The following is a 16,795-nucleotide window of genomic DNA, read 5'->3' as shown; positions in this document are numbered from 1 at the left end:
TATGCACAATAGTATTATTTAATCAATTAAACTACAGTACCAGTTTTGTAGTCTGTTAATGACAGAATAAGAACAATAAATCCCATGAACAAACTATATGATTTCGCCATCATTGGCACTGGAGCTGCTGGCAGCACGCTTAGTTATTTTTTAAGCAAGTCTGGCGCTAGTGTTTGCTTGCTAGAAGCAGGTAAAAATACTCCTGTAGGTCAATACCCAACCAATGAATTACATGCTAACAGCCAATTATTTTGGCAAGGAGGCATGGAACTAAATAAGCAAGCGAATATTTTATTTTTAAGGGGCAAAGTGGTTGGTGGAGGCACTATTGTCAATCAATGTTTACTTGACCGCTTTGACCGAGCTGCATTTGATCACTTTAAACAACATTCAGGCATTAACTGGTTTACGAGTCAAGAATTCAATCAACATTATAGCCAGATAGAGCAACACATTAGGCTTGAAGTCATTCCTCAGCAGCATTGGAATGGTAATGCCCGCCTCTATGCAAAAGGGTTTGAGCATAATCATTTAGAATATGCACCACTCAGGCGTGGTCAAAGTCAGTGCCATAACCATAACATCAATGATTGTATTGTTTGTTTAGGCGGCTGTAATCGTCAGTCTAAGCAAAGCATGGTGGTTACATTTTTACCTAAAGCATTACAACAAGGTGTTCATTTAATAGATCAATTCCATGCACAACAAATCATCTACGGCAAACCACAAGTTGTTATTTATGGGCTTCAAGCCAATCAACCCATTCAGGTCAGAGCCAAACGTGTAATTGTTGCTGCTGGTGCTCTAGGCAGCTCTGAACTTTTATTAACATCTGGTTTCGGCCAATCCTTGCCTGCGTTAGGAAAAGGCTTTTTTTGTCATCCACAATATATGCTTTTCGCCGACATGCCAGACCCGGTGGATGCCCATAAAGGTGCTTTTCAAGCATTAAAGTCTGCAGATCAAAGGTTTCGTCAACAGGGCTTTAAGTTAGAAAATGTATTTGGAGGCCCGATTGCCATTGCTATGATGAAATCAGGCTATGGAATTTCTCACCATCAGTTTATGCAGCGTTATCGTCACTTAGCTTGTATCGAAGTCGCCATTCGGGACGAAAACCCTGGCCAGATAAAACTAACCCGAAAAGGACAACTGAAAATTTATAAAACTCTATCTGATCTTGACAACCAAAAGGCCATGGCAGGTATGGAGCAAGTGTATAATATTTTTGCTAGCCTCAACCCCAATGCAATTTATAAACCTCATATGCCAATCGGGTTACATTTAATGGGAGGCTGCGCTATTGGCACTAACCCCAAACATGCTGTTATTAATGAAAATTTCCAGCTATTTGGTTACGATAATATTCATGTTGTAGATAGTTCCGTATTTCCCTGTGCACCGGGTATAAATCCGTCCTTATCAGTTATGGCATTAGCCCATAGAGCTAGCCAAACTATTTTAGACTTAGCAGGCTTTACTCCTGTTGCAATTCACACTAAAGAAGCACCCTGGTTTGAGAACGCTTTATAAGGGTATATATAAGTTAAACAAGCTTAATATATACCATTCATGATTTATTTTTAAGTGCAAATTAAACAGGTATATACTCTCAGCGAAGGGTACTGGTAACAAAGTCTAAAAAGCATTCGTGAAGAGTATATCCGTAAAACTTTCTGTATAAAAATACAAGTACAATGAAGACTATCATTTCTCATCAATTATCAATTCGGCAACTTAGCGCACTACAAAAACTTGGTGATATTTTTGCTCCAGGCTATGGACAATTACCTGCATTTAGTGATACAGGTTGCCTACATCATATTGACGAAGTACTAAGCTTCACTCCTACACAAAATGTAAAAGATTTAAAAGTCTTATTAAGCTTACTATCGTTCGTACCAAGAAACTTTATTCCACAGTTTATAGTATTATTGGACACTTTCAGCAATGCCCCTGGTTTTATTGGCCAGCAATGCCGTCTAGGATTCTGGGGACTAAAAGGTCTTATTTTCAGTTTATATTATAGTGATCTTGCTGGTCCTTATAGGAATACTAGCGGAGTTCATGATGCGATTGGCTATCACATCAATTGCCAGCCAATCACCCGGCAGCACCCTGAGAAAAACTTTCTATAAAAACCATCAGGAATATTGCTTATGTCACCTAAACCTCCCTCTCAACAGCAAACACATCAGACTGACGACTACCTAAAATTGAGAAAGTCAATTACAATTCAAGAAGCTTCTGACTCTCAAATTAAAAAAATCTACCAAATACTAAGATCCTCCCAAAAAGATTTACAACAATTTTCTGTTAGTCAACGAGCAGCAGAAATTGACAAAATTATTGGTTATATAAAAGCAAATAAAGAAGCAATTTGCACTAGAATTGTTACAGATACCGGCAAGTCCAGGACAGACGCTCTTGTTTCAGAAGTACTGGGAGTTTTAGATAACTTACACTGGAATAAAGCCAATGCCCATAAAATTCTTAAACTTCGTAAAGTATCAACACCAATATCATTACTCGGTAAAAAGTCTTATATTCAGCAAGAGCCTTATGGTACAGTTTTAATTATTGCCCCTTGGAATTATCCTTTTCATATTGCTATGACATTTATTACCGGGGCATTTTTAGCTGGAAACAGTATTATTTTTAAGCCCTCTGAACATACTCCCCTTACTGGTTTGATTGAAGAAATTTGTGCTATTTCTCCATTATTAAAGCAAAGCCTAAAAGTAGTTTATGGCTCAGGCGTTACAGCAGAAAAGCTGATTGATGAAAAACCCAATAAAATATTTTTTACTGGTAGCACTCGCACTGGCAAAGCCATTCTAAAAAAAGCATCCCAATATATCATTCCAGTTGATTTAGAACTGGGGGGAAAAGATGCTATGGTCGTCTTCCCTGATGTCGATATCAAACGTACAGTAGCAGGCGCTTTATGGGGAGGCTTAACAAATGCCGGGCAATCTTGTACATCAGTAGAACTGCTTTGTATTCATAAGGATATTTTTGAGCAATTCATTGAGCAACTCACAACCGCAGTACAGCCACTAGTGATTAATACGGGCGATCAGGGTGATGCAGACATAGGAGCCATGACAACTGATTTTCAACTAGAGATTGTTAAGCAGCAACTGGACGACGCAATTGAAAAAGGCGCAACCATTATTGCTGGTGGTAATACTTTTAATGAAAAAGGTCGATTTTTCCCGCCCACATTAGTGAGTAATATTTCACCAGAAATGAAATTATATCAAGAGGAAACCTTCGGCCCAGTCATCGCATTGTTACCATTTGATGACGAGAAGCAGCTAGCCACAGAACTTAACCAACTGCCTTATGGTTTAAGTGCCAGTATATGGAGCCGTGATATTGACAGAGCAAGACGACTGGCCAATGCAATTCAAGTGGGAGCAGTTTCAATTAATAATGTCATGTTAACCGAGGGTAACCCAGCATTACCATTTGGTGGTGTCAAACAAAGTGGTTTTGGCAGAGCCAAAGGTAAAGAAGGTCTGCTGGCTTTCACCAGAAGTAAATCTATATTAATTGACAAACAATCGAGCAAAATTGAACCCAACTGGTTTCCTTACACACGACAAAAGTATCAGTTATTTCAACAATTAATTGATGTTTTATTTACCCCTTCTTGGATCAAACTCATTAAACTGGCTAAAACAGGTTTGGCCCTGGAAAAAGAGGCACAACGGGATAGAGGTAATCAATAAATTGCAAAAAAATGACTGGACAATAGTTATACTCTTCGCGAATGATTTTTAGGGTTTGTTGTCATTACTAAGCATCAAGGGAACGTGCACGAAATAACTTCCACCTAAGAACAAAAAGCTGGCAAGTTATTTCGTGCACACCCCTTATAAAGCCTACAGTTTATTTAGTACCAAAAATTTTATCCCCAGCATCCCCTAATCCTGGGATGATATAGCCATTTTCATTAAGCTTCTCATCAATGGCTGCAGTAAAAATTTCAACATCAGGATGCGCTTCAGTGACTCTTTTTATTCCCTCAGGAGCAGCAACTAGCACTAAGACCCTGATTTCATGGCAACCGGCTTTTTTTAGCATTTCAATAGCAGCTACCATTGAACCACCTGTTGCTAACATTGGGTCTACTATCAAAGCCATCCGTTCATCTATATTACTCACCAGCTTTTCAAAGTAAGGCACAGGTTCTAAGGTTTCTTCATTACGATAAAGCCCTACCACACTGACTTTTGCATTGGGAATCAACTCCAAAACCCCATCCAACATGCCAAGGCCTGCCCTTAAAATAGGCACTACCGTAATCTTTTTGCCTTTTATTTGTTTTACAGTGACCTTTCCTGCCCAGCCTGTAATTTCTTTATCTTCTAATGGTAAATCTTTAGTTGCCTCATAAGTAAGCAAGCACCCAACTTCACTTGCTAACCCACGAAACCCTTTGGTGCTAATTCCCTCTTTACGCATTAAACCAAGTTTATGCTGTACCAAAGGGTGTTTAATCTCATGAACTTTCATGATTTACTCTGCTTGTTATTAGTCAATTCGTTTATCATGCATTGTATTGCCCATACTTTAAGTGAGGTTTACCCCTTGCTCAAGTTTTTGATAACTTTCATGACATCAATATCATATAGACCCACAGCGAAGAGTGTACACATACGACATTTAGCAATTTAATTGCTCAAAAATCACCCAGATCATATATTTAGCTAAACCAAGAAAAAGCTTGCTCAAATGGCTAATCCTTAGTATGGTTGCGCCCTTTATATCTAGTATAAGGTCCCTTACAAAGGTAAAATTACCCCTTTTGACAAGTACATTATACTAGAAGAGATTTCACCAGGGCCCTTGGTTTCTGGTTTAACGATTTGGTTATTGTATTACATACTTACCCAACGCTTAGTGAGGTCCCCATTCATGCCTGTTGATCTTGACCATATTAAAGAGGTGTATGCTGAAGCTGACTGTTTATACGACAATACAGAAGTTGAAGCAGCCATCGACCGCATGGGACAAGCTATCACAGCTGATCTAGCTAACAGTAACCCACTGGTTTTCTGTATTATGAATGGTGGCTTAGTCACCAGTGGCAAACTCTTGACCAAGCTGAACTTTCCTCTGCAAATAGACTATATCCATGCTACTCGCTATCGGAATGAAACACGAGGAGGCGAATTAAACTGGCTGGTAAAACCAAATACTGAAATGAATGATCGGAACGTTCTGATCATTGATGATATATTGGATGAAGGTCATACCTTAGCAGCCATTGTTGACTATTGTCGAAAAGCTGGTGCTAAGTCAGTAATTACAGCTGTTCTGGTCGAGAAAAAACATGACCGTAAAGGGGTTGAACTTGACGCTGACTATATTGGCTTACAAATTGAGGATCGCTATATTTTCGGCTATGGGATGGACTACAAAGGTTACTGGCGTAATGCACCCGGTATTTACGCATTAAAAGGCCACTAAACTAAACACACTGTACCTATACCACTCTTCGCCTACCGTTTAAAATATGACTTGAGCCATAGCTTGGCTATTATCTCAAGTCGTATACTACCTCTTAGTCCTGTTCATCCAATGATGGCTTAGAAACACTTAAGAATATTTCTCAAGTGTTCCTTAGTTATTTTAAGCCTGATAAAATCTAGTTTTGTATTTAAGTCGGTGTGTTCATAATGAAAAAAGACAAGCAAAAAGTAATTGGTGAAGAAGTTTCTGATGAAAGACTAAAAGACCTTTTAACTCTTAAATCTCACGATGATGTAAACAACGACTATCATATCCTCACCAAAGCTTATCGTGCTTTACGCGAAGATGACTTTGCTCGTTTCCTACAAATTTTTATTACCGCAGGGCATGACATTAACGCCACCAGTAAAGAAGGTGAAACATTCCTAGCCACTATCAGTAGCCACCAACAAGCAGAACATTATATCAATACTTTAAAACAAGCTGGCGCACAATAAATAATAGTAATAACCTTCTAATAGTTATATAGGCGTGAAAGACTACTCCTCCTTACTGATTAGTAAGGAGGTAATAATGTTATTAGTTAGTACTTCAGTTGTTACTTAGTTTTAAAAGTCCTATCAAATAAAAGTAAGCGTATGATATATTGGCCTTCCAAACTCGGCTTACTATTAAAACTTTATGACGCAAGGGCACCTATAAACTTAGAGGTGCCCATGAATGATTCATTTAATGGACGACTCTAGTATAACTAAAAAAATGGGCATTGGCGCAGTCTGGATGGTTTTCCTAAGGCTTTGCGTTCGCTTGTTAAGCATTATTAGCCTGTTTATTATGGCAAGACTGCTTGTTCCTGAAGATTATGGAATTGTGGCACTTGCGATGAGTTTTTATGCCATTTTGGATGTAATCACGACCTTTAACTTTGACCTGCCATTAATACAAAATCAACACGCGACTAAAGAAGATTACAACACGGCCTGGAGCCTGAATATATTAATGGGCTTGTTTATTGCGATAGGCCTACTAATAGGCAGTCATCCGATGGCAGCTCTATTTAATGAACCCCAACTCACCTCAATTTTTCCATGTTTAGCAGTGATGGCTATTTTACAAGGGTTTACCAATATTGGTATTGTCAATTTCCGCAAAGAGCTAAAACTGAAAAAAGAGTTTCATTTTGAATTCAGTAAAAAGATTCTGTCTTTTATAGTAACCGTCACAGCAGGTGTTTTACTAAAATCATATTGGGCTTTAATTCTTGGCATGATTACTAATAGCTTAGCAGGCCTTCTCCTCAGTTTCATCATGAGTGACTATCGCCCATCCCTATCTCTAAAAAGCTGGCGGAGTTTATTAAATTTTTCAAAATGGATGTTATTTACAAACATTCTCGGTTTCACCAATAACCGCCTGATGATGCTAATTGTCGGTAGCTCATTAAACACAAAAGTGTTAGGCAACTACTCAATGATGAAAGAAGTGGCTGATATCACGACAGTTGAGTTAGTACTACCCATCCAAAAAGCGCTATTTCCAGGCTATTCAAAACTAACAAATGATAGACATCAATTAGCGCAAGTCTTTCTTAATAGCATTTCAATGATTGCATTTTTTGGTGTTCCTATTGCCGTTACCCTTGCCATTTTAAATGAATATTTTGTTATCATTTTATTAAGTGACAAATGGCTCAGTGAATCGTGGATGTTAAAGATTTTTTGCCTTTCTGGAGCATTTTCGTTAGTTACCGGAGCCACTTTTTCAATTTATTATGCTCTGGCAAAGCCACAAATAGTCACCGCTATCTTGTTCATACAAGGAGTAATCAGAGTTATCTTATTCAGCTACTTTATTACTCAAAATCAAATATTAGAAGCTTTACTTAGCATTCTGGCAACTGCAATTTTTGGAACCCTGTTAAGCCTAGTCACTAGTTGTCGATTACTCACTTTACCAATACTACAACTATTATGGCCACTGACACGTACTGTTTTAGCGGCAATTTGTCTGACGGGTTGTTTATTGCTGTTAAACGCATGGTTTCCACTGCATGATAACTTTTTTATCAACTTACTAACGATGTCGGTAATGGCCATTATCGGCTTGGCCATTTATAGTATCTGCCATTTTAGTTTATGGTATTTCACTTATCCTCTACAAACAGCTTCCTCTGCATCACAACCAACTGGCGCAGAAGCCATTATTATTCAGTTAGTTAAACCTAAACTATCAGCACTAAAATTAAAACTTAGTTAAAATAATGCAAAGTCAACTAAAGGCTTGTTTAGAAAAAATACAACAAAAAACTCCAGATATTCTTATAACTTATCCTTTAGAATCTACAAGACAAATATTACAGCAATTACCCCATGAAGCACCCTATACTTACCTGCCTGGGAGTGTCACGAATTTGTGGAAAAAAATTCATGATAACTTTAGTGTAAACACCCTTTCACTTTACCAACATACATTATTACTTTACCTAATCCAAAGATTTAATACCCAGTCACTTAAATTCAAGGTCAGTCCTGCTATTATAAAAAAGTTCACATACAGCTTTCATCGGATTATCAATATCTCATCTGATCAAAAGCGCATATATGATTGCTATTTAAAAGACCTAGCGTTATGTTCTGGCCGTATATTTCCCGCAGGTGCACGCTTGGTTGAGCCTTATTCTTCTATTCAGCGGGCTCTTGTAATTAGTGGTGGATTTAGCCAGGCACTCAAGTTTATTAATATGCAGGCTCATACTCGATCCCTCAAAAATTTTTTTAGATTACATACTCACCTTGAAGAGCTGGAAGAATTTACCCCAGAGGGTTGGCAAAACACCTGCCTACTCCTAGCAGACATGCTTATTTTAAACCCACAAATTAATGGTTTAATAGGTGGTAGCTGGTTTTATGATCCAGCAATAAGCAAAATAAGCCCTCATTTAGAATATGTACAACAGTTGATTATCAAAAATGGTGGCTTTAGCTTTTATGCCGAAACAGAAGGAGAAAACAGTGATAGCTTGATAAAATCAAATAAGCGTCGACAGGCATTTAATAATGGACAATATACACCAAAATGCTACGTTATTATCTGGCCAAGGCAGGCTTTACTCAAGTGGGCAAAAAAATTACAAAACACTCAAAAAACCTTAACAAACCAGCTTGTAACTTTAGATTAAGCAAGTTGTTCACCAGCCTCTAGTCTCTCATGAATTAATAAAGCCTCGGCATTAAAACAAAGAAAAAACTTTTTATTATCTATTCAAAAGGATCTTGTATGATTTCCGTTAAGGGAAGTTTACTCAGCAGATTACAGCAAACTATTGTCCTTTTTCGACAAGAGGCTCACATCACCCAAAAGCCTTTGCTGAGCTTGCTTACAGACGCACTGCACATTTACTTTAGCCATGGAATAGGGCCTAACTATTATTTACTTGCTGGCATGGCACGAAACGACTTCCCATCACAACAACGCGATGCACATCTTTCCAGTAAAGAATATACTGCTGTGCTGGATATACTGAACCCGCCAGAATACCGAAAGCTAACACAAAGTAAACTTAATGAAAAAGCTTTGTATCAATTTTTAAAAATTCCCACAGCAGCATTTATTGGCTATTACCACCCAACCAAAGGCTTTGACACAGATGATAATCCTTTAACAACATTTGAACAGTTTCGTCAATTACTCGTAAGTAACCTAGATAATACATTGTGTTTCAAACCTATTGAAGGCTGGGGTGGTCACGGGTTTATTGCTTGTCATATTAAAGTAGTGAATGGTGAAATAAAGCTAAAAAAAATATTTTCTGAAAAGGAATTTACTATTGAAGAATTTACTCAATACTTAACTAATAATATTAGTAAAACAGATTTACTTATTGAAAAGTACATACAACAAAGTACTGCTTATGCCAAATATAACGATAGCAGTTTAAACACAGTACGAGTATGGGTATTAGAGAGCAGAGAAATCGAAGTTATTGGTGCTTATTTTCGAGTAGGACGGGTAGGCTCTCAGGTTGATAATGGAGATAGTGGTGGCATTATGTGTCCTGTTAATATAGATACTGGCGAAATTCAACCAGGGCTTATTACCAATACCCCTGTCCGCAATAACTTCTCATCCCACCCAGACAATGGCACTTTATTAGCTGGCTATATCTTGGATAGATGGCATGAGATTGTAACGTTTTCTTGTGAAGTACTACGTAAGTTACCTAACTTACAGTTTGCTGGCCTGGATATAGCAATGACTGAGAACGGGCCGGTACTGGTAGAAACCAATGTATGTCCTGACAAAGATGGAGCAGCCTTTGCCAGAATTCCCTCTATAAAATGTAAGTTGGCAATCGACCGATGAATAAACAGTTAATCATTTCCAATTATATCAGTCAAGATTTAGGCACAACCATTCGCCATTCAGCTACATTGAATGATGATGAAATTTGGTTTGAAATACCTAAACACGTTTCTCCCACTTTACCTGGAGAAATGTTCTTAGGCGCAGCACTATTAGAAGCAATGGTTAGTCAACAGGATATTACTATTGCTTCACCGTTAAAGATATCTCCATTATTATTTAAAAAAGTTTATGAGATTCAACAAGTTTATCACTGCTGGAACCCCAAGCTACAACCCGTGGCTATCAATGCGGCTATTTACGAAGATATAACTAATAAACCCAAAAATCAGAAATCCGGTAGCTTTTTTTCTGGTGGGATTGATAGCACTTTCACCCTAATTTCACATTTTGATGAAATTGACTATCTTATTTTCTTAACTGGGTTTGATCAATTTGATCCGGTTGACCAGCATAAAGCTATTATCAAAAAGCTTAATAATATAGCTCAAAAACACAATAAGTCTTTAGTTGTGATAAAGAATAACGTTCGTGAATATATAAATGAAAAGAAAATTTCTAATGAGTTTCAGCATGGTATTACCATGGCCTCACTTGGAATCAGCCTGCCACTATCTAAAGTATTTATTCCCTCTTCATTTACTTATAACACACTATTCCCTTGGGGATCCCACCCTATAGCTGACCCAATGTGGAGTACAGAATCAGTTAGTATCATTCATGATGGACTACAAGCTACTCGAGTTGAAAAAACATTAACTATTATAGAGCAAAAAAAATTTCATGATGATTTGCAAGTATGCTGGAAATATGTCGATCGTAATTGTGGTCAATGCTCAAAGTGTATAAGAACATTATTAGTATTTAAGTTAACTAATAAAACCACTAGTGCTTTTCCTGATGTTAATATAATTAATCAGCTCAAGTATCTAAAACCCAACAATATAGTTGCTGAAAATTTTGTTCGAGAACTAATTGAGTTAAGCCACAAAACGAATAATCAACAGATAGAAATGAAGTTAAAACGGATAATGTGGCTTTACTTAGTTAAGTTACATAGCTATAAGTTAGCTCATCTTTTAACATTCAATTTAACTAAAAAAATAATGGAGCGATTTTCAACTGCTCCATGGCGCAGCTATCGAGTAAGAATTGAATGGATTGGTTAAAGAACAGAGGAAATAACCCGAGTATATACTCGGGTTATTAATATCTATAAAAATTATTGCTATTACTTAACAGCTACCATCTACTACTTTTAAGCAAGACACCTGATGATTGCTACCAAATGTTTGTAAAATAGGTCGTTGCTGTTGACAACGAGCTTCTGCTATAGGACAGCGAGTGCAAAAAACACACCCCTTTGGTGGATTAATCGGAGATGGTAAGTCACCAACTAAAATTTGCGCCTGTTTATTTCTTTCCTTTTCTGGGTCAGCAAGTGGTACAGCCGATAATAGTGCTTGGGTGTAAGGATGCATAGGATTAGTGTAAAGATCTTTACTACTCGCCAGCTCCACCACATTCCCCAAATACATCACCATTACCCTATCACTAATATGCTTAACTACACTTAAATCATGAGCAATAAATACTAGAGAAAGCTTCATTTCCCTCTGAAGTTCTTTTAGCAAGTTAACCACTTGGGCTTGAATTGATACATCTAAAGCACTCACAGGCTCATCACAAACTACCAGTTTAGGCTCTAAAATTAATGCTCTGGCAATACCAACCCGCTGACATTGACCACCAGAAAACTCATGGGGATAACGGTTCACCACATTCGGTAATAGCCCTACCCTATTCATCATGGCTTTAACTTTTTCTTCTACTTGCCTTTTACTCATATCCGGGTAAAAGGTTTGCAATGGTTCAGCAATAATTTCGCCAATAGTCATTCTGGGATTAAGAGAAGCCAAAGGGTCTTGAAAAATAAACTGTAAATCTTGTCGCTTTTCCCTTAACGCCTCCTGATTTAACTGAGTAAGATCCTCTCCTAGCCATAATACAGAACCTGAATGGGATGGAATTAAACCAATCAACGCCCTAGCTAAACTAGATTTACCACAGCCAGACTCGCCAACAACCCCTAAGGTCTCACCTTCATAAATATCAAAACTAACGCCATCTACCGCTTTTAAAGTAGGTTTTGGCTGCCAAGGCCAACCGCCTTTATTGTCAACTTTAAAGTGAACTTTAAGGTCTTTGACTTGTACGATTACTTTTTCCGACGCTGCCATCATGCCATCACCTCCTGCTGATTATTTTTTTGCTGCACAGCCTCTTGTTGTAAATGACATGCCCGTTGCCGATAGCCATCAAAAGTCTTCAGTTCAGGTGTCGTATGCCTACAACGATCGAACACATAACCACAACGGTCTTGGAAAGGACAACCTTGGGGTAAATTTAATAAATTGGGTGGATTACCAGGAATGGTTGGCAGCTCATCCTGGTCTGCGACCAAGTCAGGTATCGATGCTAACAAACCTTTCGTGTAAGGATGAGTAGGCTTATAAAATACGTCATTCACTGCACCATATTCCATAGTACGCCCAGCATACATCACAAGTACTTTATCACACAGACCAGCGACCACTCCCAAGTCGTGGGTGATCATAATAATAGAAGTATTAAACTCCAGCTTCAACTCGTTCAATAAAGTTAAAATTTGTGCCTGCACTGTAACATCAAGCGCAGTAGTAGGCTCATCTGCAATTAGCAGTTTAGGCCGGCACAATAGCGCCATTGCAATCATGACACGTTGACGCATACCCCCAGAAAATTCATGGGGGTACATATCTATTCGTTTATGTGCTTCTGGGATATGAACAGCCTCTAGCATCCTTATCGATTCTGCCCTGGCAGATTTTTTATCCATTCCTTTATGTAAGATCAATACTTCAGCTAATTGTTTTCCCACTTTCATATAAGGGTTGAGCGATGTCATTGGGTCCTGAAAAATCATTGCAATTTGTTCAGCCCTGACCTTATTTAATTCTGCATTAGTCAATTGCAAAATATCTTTACCATTAAATAAGGCTTTGCCTGAGGTATAGCCATTTTTTGCAAGCAATCCCATTAAGGCAAAAGCCGTTTGGCTTTTACCTGAGCCAGACTCACCCACAATTCCTAAAGTTTCACCTTCAGATAGTGAAAAGTTCAAGCTATTTACTGCTGTTACCATTCCATCAGGTGTTTCAAACTCTACCCGTAAATCTTGTACATCTAATAAACTCATGCCACCTTCCTCTCGCCTTTGAAACACCAAGGCTTTTCCAAAAATAAAGCAAGCTGTTTAACAGATTGCCCAGAATTTTTGATATCCAGTGAAACTTCCGGGCTAGCGATCCTTAGGATCCAATGCATCTCTTAATCCATCACCCACAAAGTTAAAACAAAACAGAGTCAGTACAAGAAAGCTGGCAGGAAATAGTAACTGCCAGGGAGTGATGTCCATAGTTTTCGCCCCTTCAGAGATAAGTGCTCCCCAACTGGTTTGCGGCTCCTGAATACCTAACCCTAAGTAACTTAAAAAGGATTCAAACAAAATCATGCTAGGCACTAATAAAGTGGCATAAACCACAACCACACCCAACACATTAGGCACGATGTGTCGAGTAACAATTTTGTTGGTTCTAACACCACAAGCATGAGCTGCCTCAATAAATTCCTTGTTTTTAAGGCTAAGAGTTTGTCCTCTGACAATCCGGGCCATATCAAGCCAAGATACCATGCCGATGGCAACAAATATCAAGAGTATATTTCGGCCAAAAAAGGTAACCAATAAAATAACAAAAAACATAAAGGGGAAAGAACTAAGAACCTCTAAAGTACGCATCATAAAACTATCCAGCTTACCTCCAACAAAACCGGAAATAGCACCGTACAGTGTACCTACAACAACAGCAACCAGGCTGCCCATTACTCCAACCATCAGAGATATTTGCCCTCCCATCATAACCCTTACAAATAGATCACGACCAAGAGGATCGGTACCAAAATAATGACCACTTTCAACTGAAGGCGCGGCATTCATTGCCAGCCAATCAGTGTCATCATAAGCAAATTCACTTAATAGTGGCCCTACAATAGTTAGAATACTGATCAGCAACAAAATAACTAAACTGGCTATTGCCGCTTTATTTGAAATAAAGCGACGCCAGGCATCTTCCCAAAGACTACGGCCTTTTATATCTGCTTCCGTTGCAGCCTGCTGCAACGACTCGATTTTTTTTGTTAAAGCAAGCATGGCTATCTCTCATAGTATTTTATTATTTTAGGAATAACGTATTTTAGGATCTATAACGGCATACAAAATATCTACTATCGCGTTAAACATGATAGTCAGTACCCCAACGACTATTGTCAGCCCCATTACCATAGAGTAGTCACGGTTAAGTGCTCCGTTAACAAACAGTTGGCCTATACCACCCAGACCAAAAATAGTTTCGATGACTACCGAACCGGTAATGATCCCAACAAAAGCAGGCCCTAAATAAGACACCACCGGCAGTAGTGCTGGGCGTAGCGCATGCTTAAAAATAATTTGGCTAGCGGGTAACCCTTTCGCTTTAGCCGTACGAATAAAATTACTATGTAACACCTCAATCATACTACCCCGCATAATCCTGGCGATAGCAGATATATAGTGAGTAGACATGGCAATTACGGGCAATATTAAGTATTTAAAGCCACCATCATTCCAGCCACCTGCTGGTAATATTTTATAAGTAATGGAAAAAATTAGAATTAATAATGGTGCTAATACAAAGCTAGGAATAACAACACCCGTCATTGCAATAGTCATACTGGTATAATCAATCCAGGTATTTTGCCTTAACGCAGCAACCACCCCAAAGGCAATACCAAATACTACTGCCACAACAAAGGAAACAAGTCCTAACTTTGCCGAAACAGGAAAACCTTGAGCTAACAATTCATTGACAGTAAAGTCTTTATATTTAAAAGATGGGCCTAAATCACCTTGTAATAAATCACCTAAATAGATGAAATATTGTTTCCATAAGGGCTCGTTTAGATGGTACTTAGCTTCGATATTGGCTAATACCTCAGCTGGCAAAGTGCGTTCCGAAGAAAATGGGCTACCTGGTGCGGCATGCATCAAAATAAATGAAACTGTAATTAATACCAATAGGGTAGGTATCGCGACACCAAACCGCCTAATAATTAACTTAAGCATTGCTACTCTCGCTCATTTATTATTATGGCAAAATCCCTAGCATTGTTTTAATACCAGGGAATTAGTAATTTATTATGTGGCTATTTTTGAGCGATTATATAAAAGTCTCTTGTATACAAAGAGCCTGTCGCACTTACCTGATAGCCTCCAACATAAGGCTTAACTAGGCGCGGAGTAACATATTGATAAATGGTAGCAACAGGCATATCTCTAGTTATTAAAGCCTCTGCTTTAGTGTAGTATTGTGAGGGGTCATCAGCCGTTTTAGCCTTCGCTAAAAGTTGGTCATATTCCTTATTGTTATATTTAGAGTCATTCAGTGCATTATCAGTCGTTAACAAATCTAACATGGTAGAGGCTTCATTATAGTCGCCTATCCAACCAGCCCTAGCCACTTCGAAATTACCTAATCGTTTATTATCCAGATAGGTTTTCCATTCTTGATTTTCTAGTGTTACTTGAACACCAAGAGACTTCTTCCACATTGAAGATATAGCAATTGCTAACTTCTTATGGTTATCATCAGTATTGTAAAGAAGAGTAAGTTTGAGTGGGTTATTTTTATCATAACCTGTTTCTTTAAGTAACTTAATGGCTTGATCCAGTCTTTCCTTCTGAGTCATTTTGGAATAGGGATTAGCTGGTGGAGTAAAACCATCAACATTGTTTGGAGTGAAATTAAAGGTTGGTAACTGACCCTGACCTAAGATTCTATCAGTAATCACTTCTCTATCAATTGCTAAAGATAGCGCCTTTCTCACTCGAACATCATCGAAAGGCTTTTTACGCGTATTAAATACATAGTAATAAGTACCCACTTTTCCGGTTACTTTTACCTCATCAGGTATTTCTTTTTGTAGTCGCCGAAAATGCTCCAGTGCAATTGAGTCATAAGACATATCAATTTCACCTGCACGGTAGCGATTAAGTTCAGTATTATTTGATTGAATTGGTAAGAAGGATACCTGGTTAATTACTGTTTCTTTGTTATTCCAATACGCTTTGTTACGCTCAAGAATAATACGCTCGTTTACTACCCATTCTTTTAGCTTATAAGCACCGTTCGATACCATATTACCTGCTAACGTCCATTTTTCTCCATATTTCTCAACTGTTTTACGATGAACAGGAAAAGTCGTGTAGTGACTCATCATTTTGACAAAGTAAGGTAGTGGCTTATTGATTGTTACCTCAAATGAACGATCATCAACTGCACGCACACCAAGCTCAGAAGGCTTCTTCTTTCCTTTAATAATCTCTGAAGCATTCTTAATTTCAGCCAACTCAATATACCAGGAATAGTTAGATGCCAATTTAGGGTCTACAGCCCTCTGGAACGCAAACACGAAGTCATGGGCTGTTACTGGCTCACCATTAGACCATTTTGCATCTTTTCTTAGTTTAAAGGTATAAACTGTCTTATCTTTATTAGCTGTCCAGCTCTCAGCAACCCCTGGCACAGTGCCCTTTTTTGGATCATCGTTAACCAAACCTTCAAACAGATCTCGAGCAATGTTGCCTCCTGGCACCCCTTCAATCCGTTGTGGGTCAAGGGACGCAGGTTCAGTCCCATTGCCACGCACAAGTGTTTGTTCTTTAGCAAGTTTGACCCCCGCAGGCACCTCTGCAGCCTGAATAGAAGTAACACCCAGTAGACCTGCCAATAAAGAAGCAGAAATAGCCGACAAAGCAAGCTGTTTAGTTTTCATACTGACTCCTAATAGTTAAGTACTTGTTTTATTTGTATTT

Annotated in this window: 15 protein-coding genes; 9 read left to right on the top strand and 6 right to left on the bottom strand. The window is 38.4% G+C overall.

What is annotated here, in order from left to right; translation table 11 throughout:
* The first annotated feature begins 84 nt into the window (after positions 1-84).
* From G4Y78_RS07720 to G4Y78_RS07710, 3 genes are all read left to right on the top strand, one after another.
* The gene (locus G4Y78_RS07720) at positions 85-1,533 is read left to right on the top strand and encodes an FAD-dependent oxidoreductase (protein ID WP_163832482.1); all 1,449 of its coding nucleotides are present in this window, start codon (positions 85-87) and stop codon (positions 1,531-1,533) included.
* Between the two features lie 164 nt (positions 1,534-1,697).
* Positions 1,698-2,138 carry a hypothetical protein gene (locus G4Y78_RS07715; RefSeq protein ID WP_163832481.1) on the top strand — a complete coding sequence of 147 codons (441 nt, stop codon included), beginning with the start codon at positions 1,698-1,700 and terminating at the stop codon, positions 2,136-2,138.
* 21 nt (positions 2,139-2,159) lie between these two features.
* Entirely contained in the window at positions 2,160-3,737 is a 1,578-nt protein-coding gene (locus G4Y78_RS07710) for an aldehyde dehydrogenase family protein (RefSeq protein WP_163832480.1), read from the top strand.
* 160 nt (positions 3,738-3,897) lie between these two features.
* On the opposite strand, the gene upp is transcribed toward G4Y78_RS07710, so the two are convergent.
* Positions 3,898-4,524 carry a uracil phosphoribosyltransferase gene (upp, locus tag G4Y78_RS07705; RefSeq protein WP_163832479.1) on the bottom strand — a complete coding sequence of 209 codons (627 nt, stop codon included), beginning with the start codon at positions 4,522-4,524 and terminating at the stop codon, positions 3,898-3,900.
* A gap of 402 nt (positions 4,525-4,926) precedes the next feature.
* On the opposite strand from upp, the gene G4Y78_RS07700 reads away from it, so the two are divergent.
* The 6 genes from G4Y78_RS07700 (at position 4,927) to G4Y78_RS07675 (ending at position 11,015) form a co-directional block, all read left to right on the top strand.
* A complete protein-coding gene (locus G4Y78_RS07700; protein WP_163832478.1) occupies positions 4,927-5,481 on the top strand; it encodes a hypoxanthine-guanine phosphoribosyltransferase in 555 nt (184 codons plus the stop codon).
* 209 nt (positions 5,482-5,690) lie between these two features.
* A complete protein-coding gene (locus G4Y78_RS07695; protein ID WP_163832477.1) occupies positions 5,691-5,981 on the top strand; it encodes a PA4642 family protein in 291 nt (96 codons plus the stop codon).
* Positions 5,982-6,204: 223 nt separating this feature from the next.
* Positions 6,205-7,740 (top strand): lipopolysaccharide biosynthesis protein, encoded by a 1,536-nt coding sequence (locus G4Y78_RS07690; protein ID WP_163832476.1) that lies wholly within the window; start codon positions 6,205-6,207, stop codon positions 7,738-7,740.
* A 4-nt stretch (positions 7,741-7,744) separates the two neighbouring features.
* Entirely contained in the window at positions 7,745-8,662 is a 918-nt protein-coding gene (locus G4Y78_RS07685) for a hypothetical protein (RefSeq protein WP_163832475.1), read from the top strand.
* A 98-nt stretch (positions 8,663-8,760) separates the two neighbouring features.
* On the top strand, positions 8,761-9,846 hold the full coding sequence (locus G4Y78_RS07680) for a sugar-transfer associated ATP-grasp domain-containing protein (RefSeq protein WP_163832474.1): 1,086 nt from the start codon (positions 8,761-8,763) through the stop codon (positions 9,844-9,846).
* The gene (locus G4Y78_RS07675) at positions 9,843-11,015 is read left to right on the top strand and encodes a hypothetical protein (RefSeq protein ID WP_163832473.1); all 1,173 of its coding nucleotides are present in this window, start codon (positions 9,843-9,845) and stop codon (positions 11,013-11,015) included. The genes G4Y78_RS07680 and G4Y78_RS07675 overlap by 4 nt, the downstream gene beginning before the upstream one ends.
* 66 nt (positions 11,016-11,081) lie before the next feature.
* Here the strand turns inward: G4Y78_RS07675 and oppF are convergent, their stop codons facing one another.
* The 5 genes from oppF to G4Y78_RS07650 form a co-directional block, all read right to left on the bottom strand.
* A complete protein-coding gene (oppF, locus tag G4Y78_RS07670) occupies positions 11,082-12,086 on the bottom strand; it encodes a murein tripeptide/oligopeptide ABC transporter ATP binding protein OppF (RefSeq protein WP_329604966.1) in 1,005 nt (334 codons plus the stop codon).
* Entirely contained in the window at positions 12,086-13,084 is a 999-nt protein-coding gene (gene oppD, locus G4Y78_RS07665) for an oligopeptide ABC transporter ATP-binding protein OppD (RefSeq protein WP_163832471.1), read from the bottom strand. Before oppD ends, oppF begins: the two co-directional genes overlap by 1 nt.
* Positions 13,085-13,186: 102 nt before the next feature.
* Positions 13,187-14,095, bottom strand: a complete 909-nt coding sequence (oppC, locus tag G4Y78_RS07660; protein WP_163832470.1) for an oligopeptide ABC transporter permease OppC — start codon at positions 14,093-14,095, stop codon at positions 13,187-13,189.
* Between the two features lie 27 nt (positions 14,096-14,122).
* Positions 14,123-15,046 (bottom strand): oligopeptide ABC transporter permease OppB, encoded by a 924-nt coding sequence (oppB, locus tag G4Y78_RS07655; RefSeq protein ID WP_163832469.1) that lies wholly within the window; start codon positions 15,044-15,046, stop codon positions 14,123-14,125.
* Positions 15,047-15,126: 80 nt separating this feature from the next.
* Entirely contained in the window at positions 15,127-16,755 is a 1,629-nt protein-coding gene (locus G4Y78_RS07650; protein ID WP_163832468.1) for an ABC transporter substrate-binding protein, read from the bottom strand.
* Between the last annotated feature and the right edge of the window lie 40 nt (positions 16,756-16,795).

The organism is Spartinivicinus ruber, assembly GCF_011009015.1.
Classification (GTDB): Bacteria; Pseudomonadota; Gammaproteobacteria; order Pseudomonadales; family Zooshikellaceae; genus Spartinivicinus; species Spartinivicinus ruber.
The sequence above is the reverse complement of the archived record's forward strand: the minus strand, read 5'-3'. Positions and strand labels throughout refer to the sequence as shown.

Bases quoted from the DNA above. Each gene is read 5' to 3' on its own strand.
- G4Y78_RS07685 (WP_163832475.1), top strand. From the start codon at position 7,745: ATGCAAAGTCAACTAAAGGCTTGTTTAGAAAAAATACAACAAAAAACT.
- oppD (WP_163832471.1), bottom strand. From the start codon at position 13,084: ATGAGTTTATTAGATGTACAAGATTTACGGGTAGAGTTTGAAACACCT.
- oppB (WP_163832469.1), bottom strand. From the start codon at position 15,046: ATGCTTAAGTTAATTATTAGGCGGTTTGGTGTCGCGATACCTACCCTA.
- G4Y78_RS07695 (WP_163832477.1), top strand. From the start codon at position 5,691: ATGAAAAAAGACAAGCAAAAAGTAATTGGTGAAGAAGTTTCTGATGAA.
- G4Y78_RS07715 (WP_163832481.1), top strand. From the start codon at position 1,698: ATGAAGACTATCATTTCTCATCAATTATCAATTCGGCAACTTAGCGCA.
- G4Y78_RS07650 (WP_163832468.1), bottom strand. From the start codon at position 16,755: ATGAAAACTAAACAGCTTGCTTTGTCGGCTATTTCTGCTTCTTTATTG.
- G4Y78_RS07690 (WP_163832476.1), top strand. From the start codon at position 6,205: ATGATTCATTTAATGGACGACTCTAGTATAACTAAAAAAATGGGCATT.
- oppC (WP_163832470.1), bottom strand. From the start codon at position 14,095: ATGCTTGCTTTAACAAAAAAAATCGAGTCGTTGCAGCAGGCTGCAACG.
- G4Y78_RS07710 (WP_163832480.1), top strand. From the start codon at position 2,160: ATGTCACCTAAACCTCCCTCTCAACAGCAAACACATCAGACTGACGAC.
- G4Y78_RS07675 (WP_163832473.1), top strand. From the start codon at position 9,843: ATGAATAAACAGTTAATCATTTCCAATTATATCAGTCAAGATTTAGGC.
- G4Y78_RS07720 (WP_163832482.1), top strand. From the start codon at position 85: ATGAACAAACTATATGATTTCGCCATCATTGGCACTGGAGCTGCTGGC.
- oppF (WP_329604966.1), bottom strand. From the start codon at position 12,086: ATGGCAGCGTCGGAAAAAGTAATCGTACAAGTCAAAGACCTTAAAGTT.
- G4Y78_RS07680 (WP_163832474.1), top strand. From the start codon at position 8,761: ATGATTTCCGTTAAGGGAAGTTTACTCAGCAGATTACAGCAAACTATT.
- upp (WP_163832479.1), bottom strand. From the start codon at position 4,524: ATGAAAGTTCATGAGATTAAACACCCTTTGGTACAGCATAAACTTGGT.
- G4Y78_RS07700 (WP_163832478.1), top strand. From the start codon at position 4,927: ATGCCTGTTGATCTTGACCATATTAAAGAGGTGTATGCTGAAGCTGAC.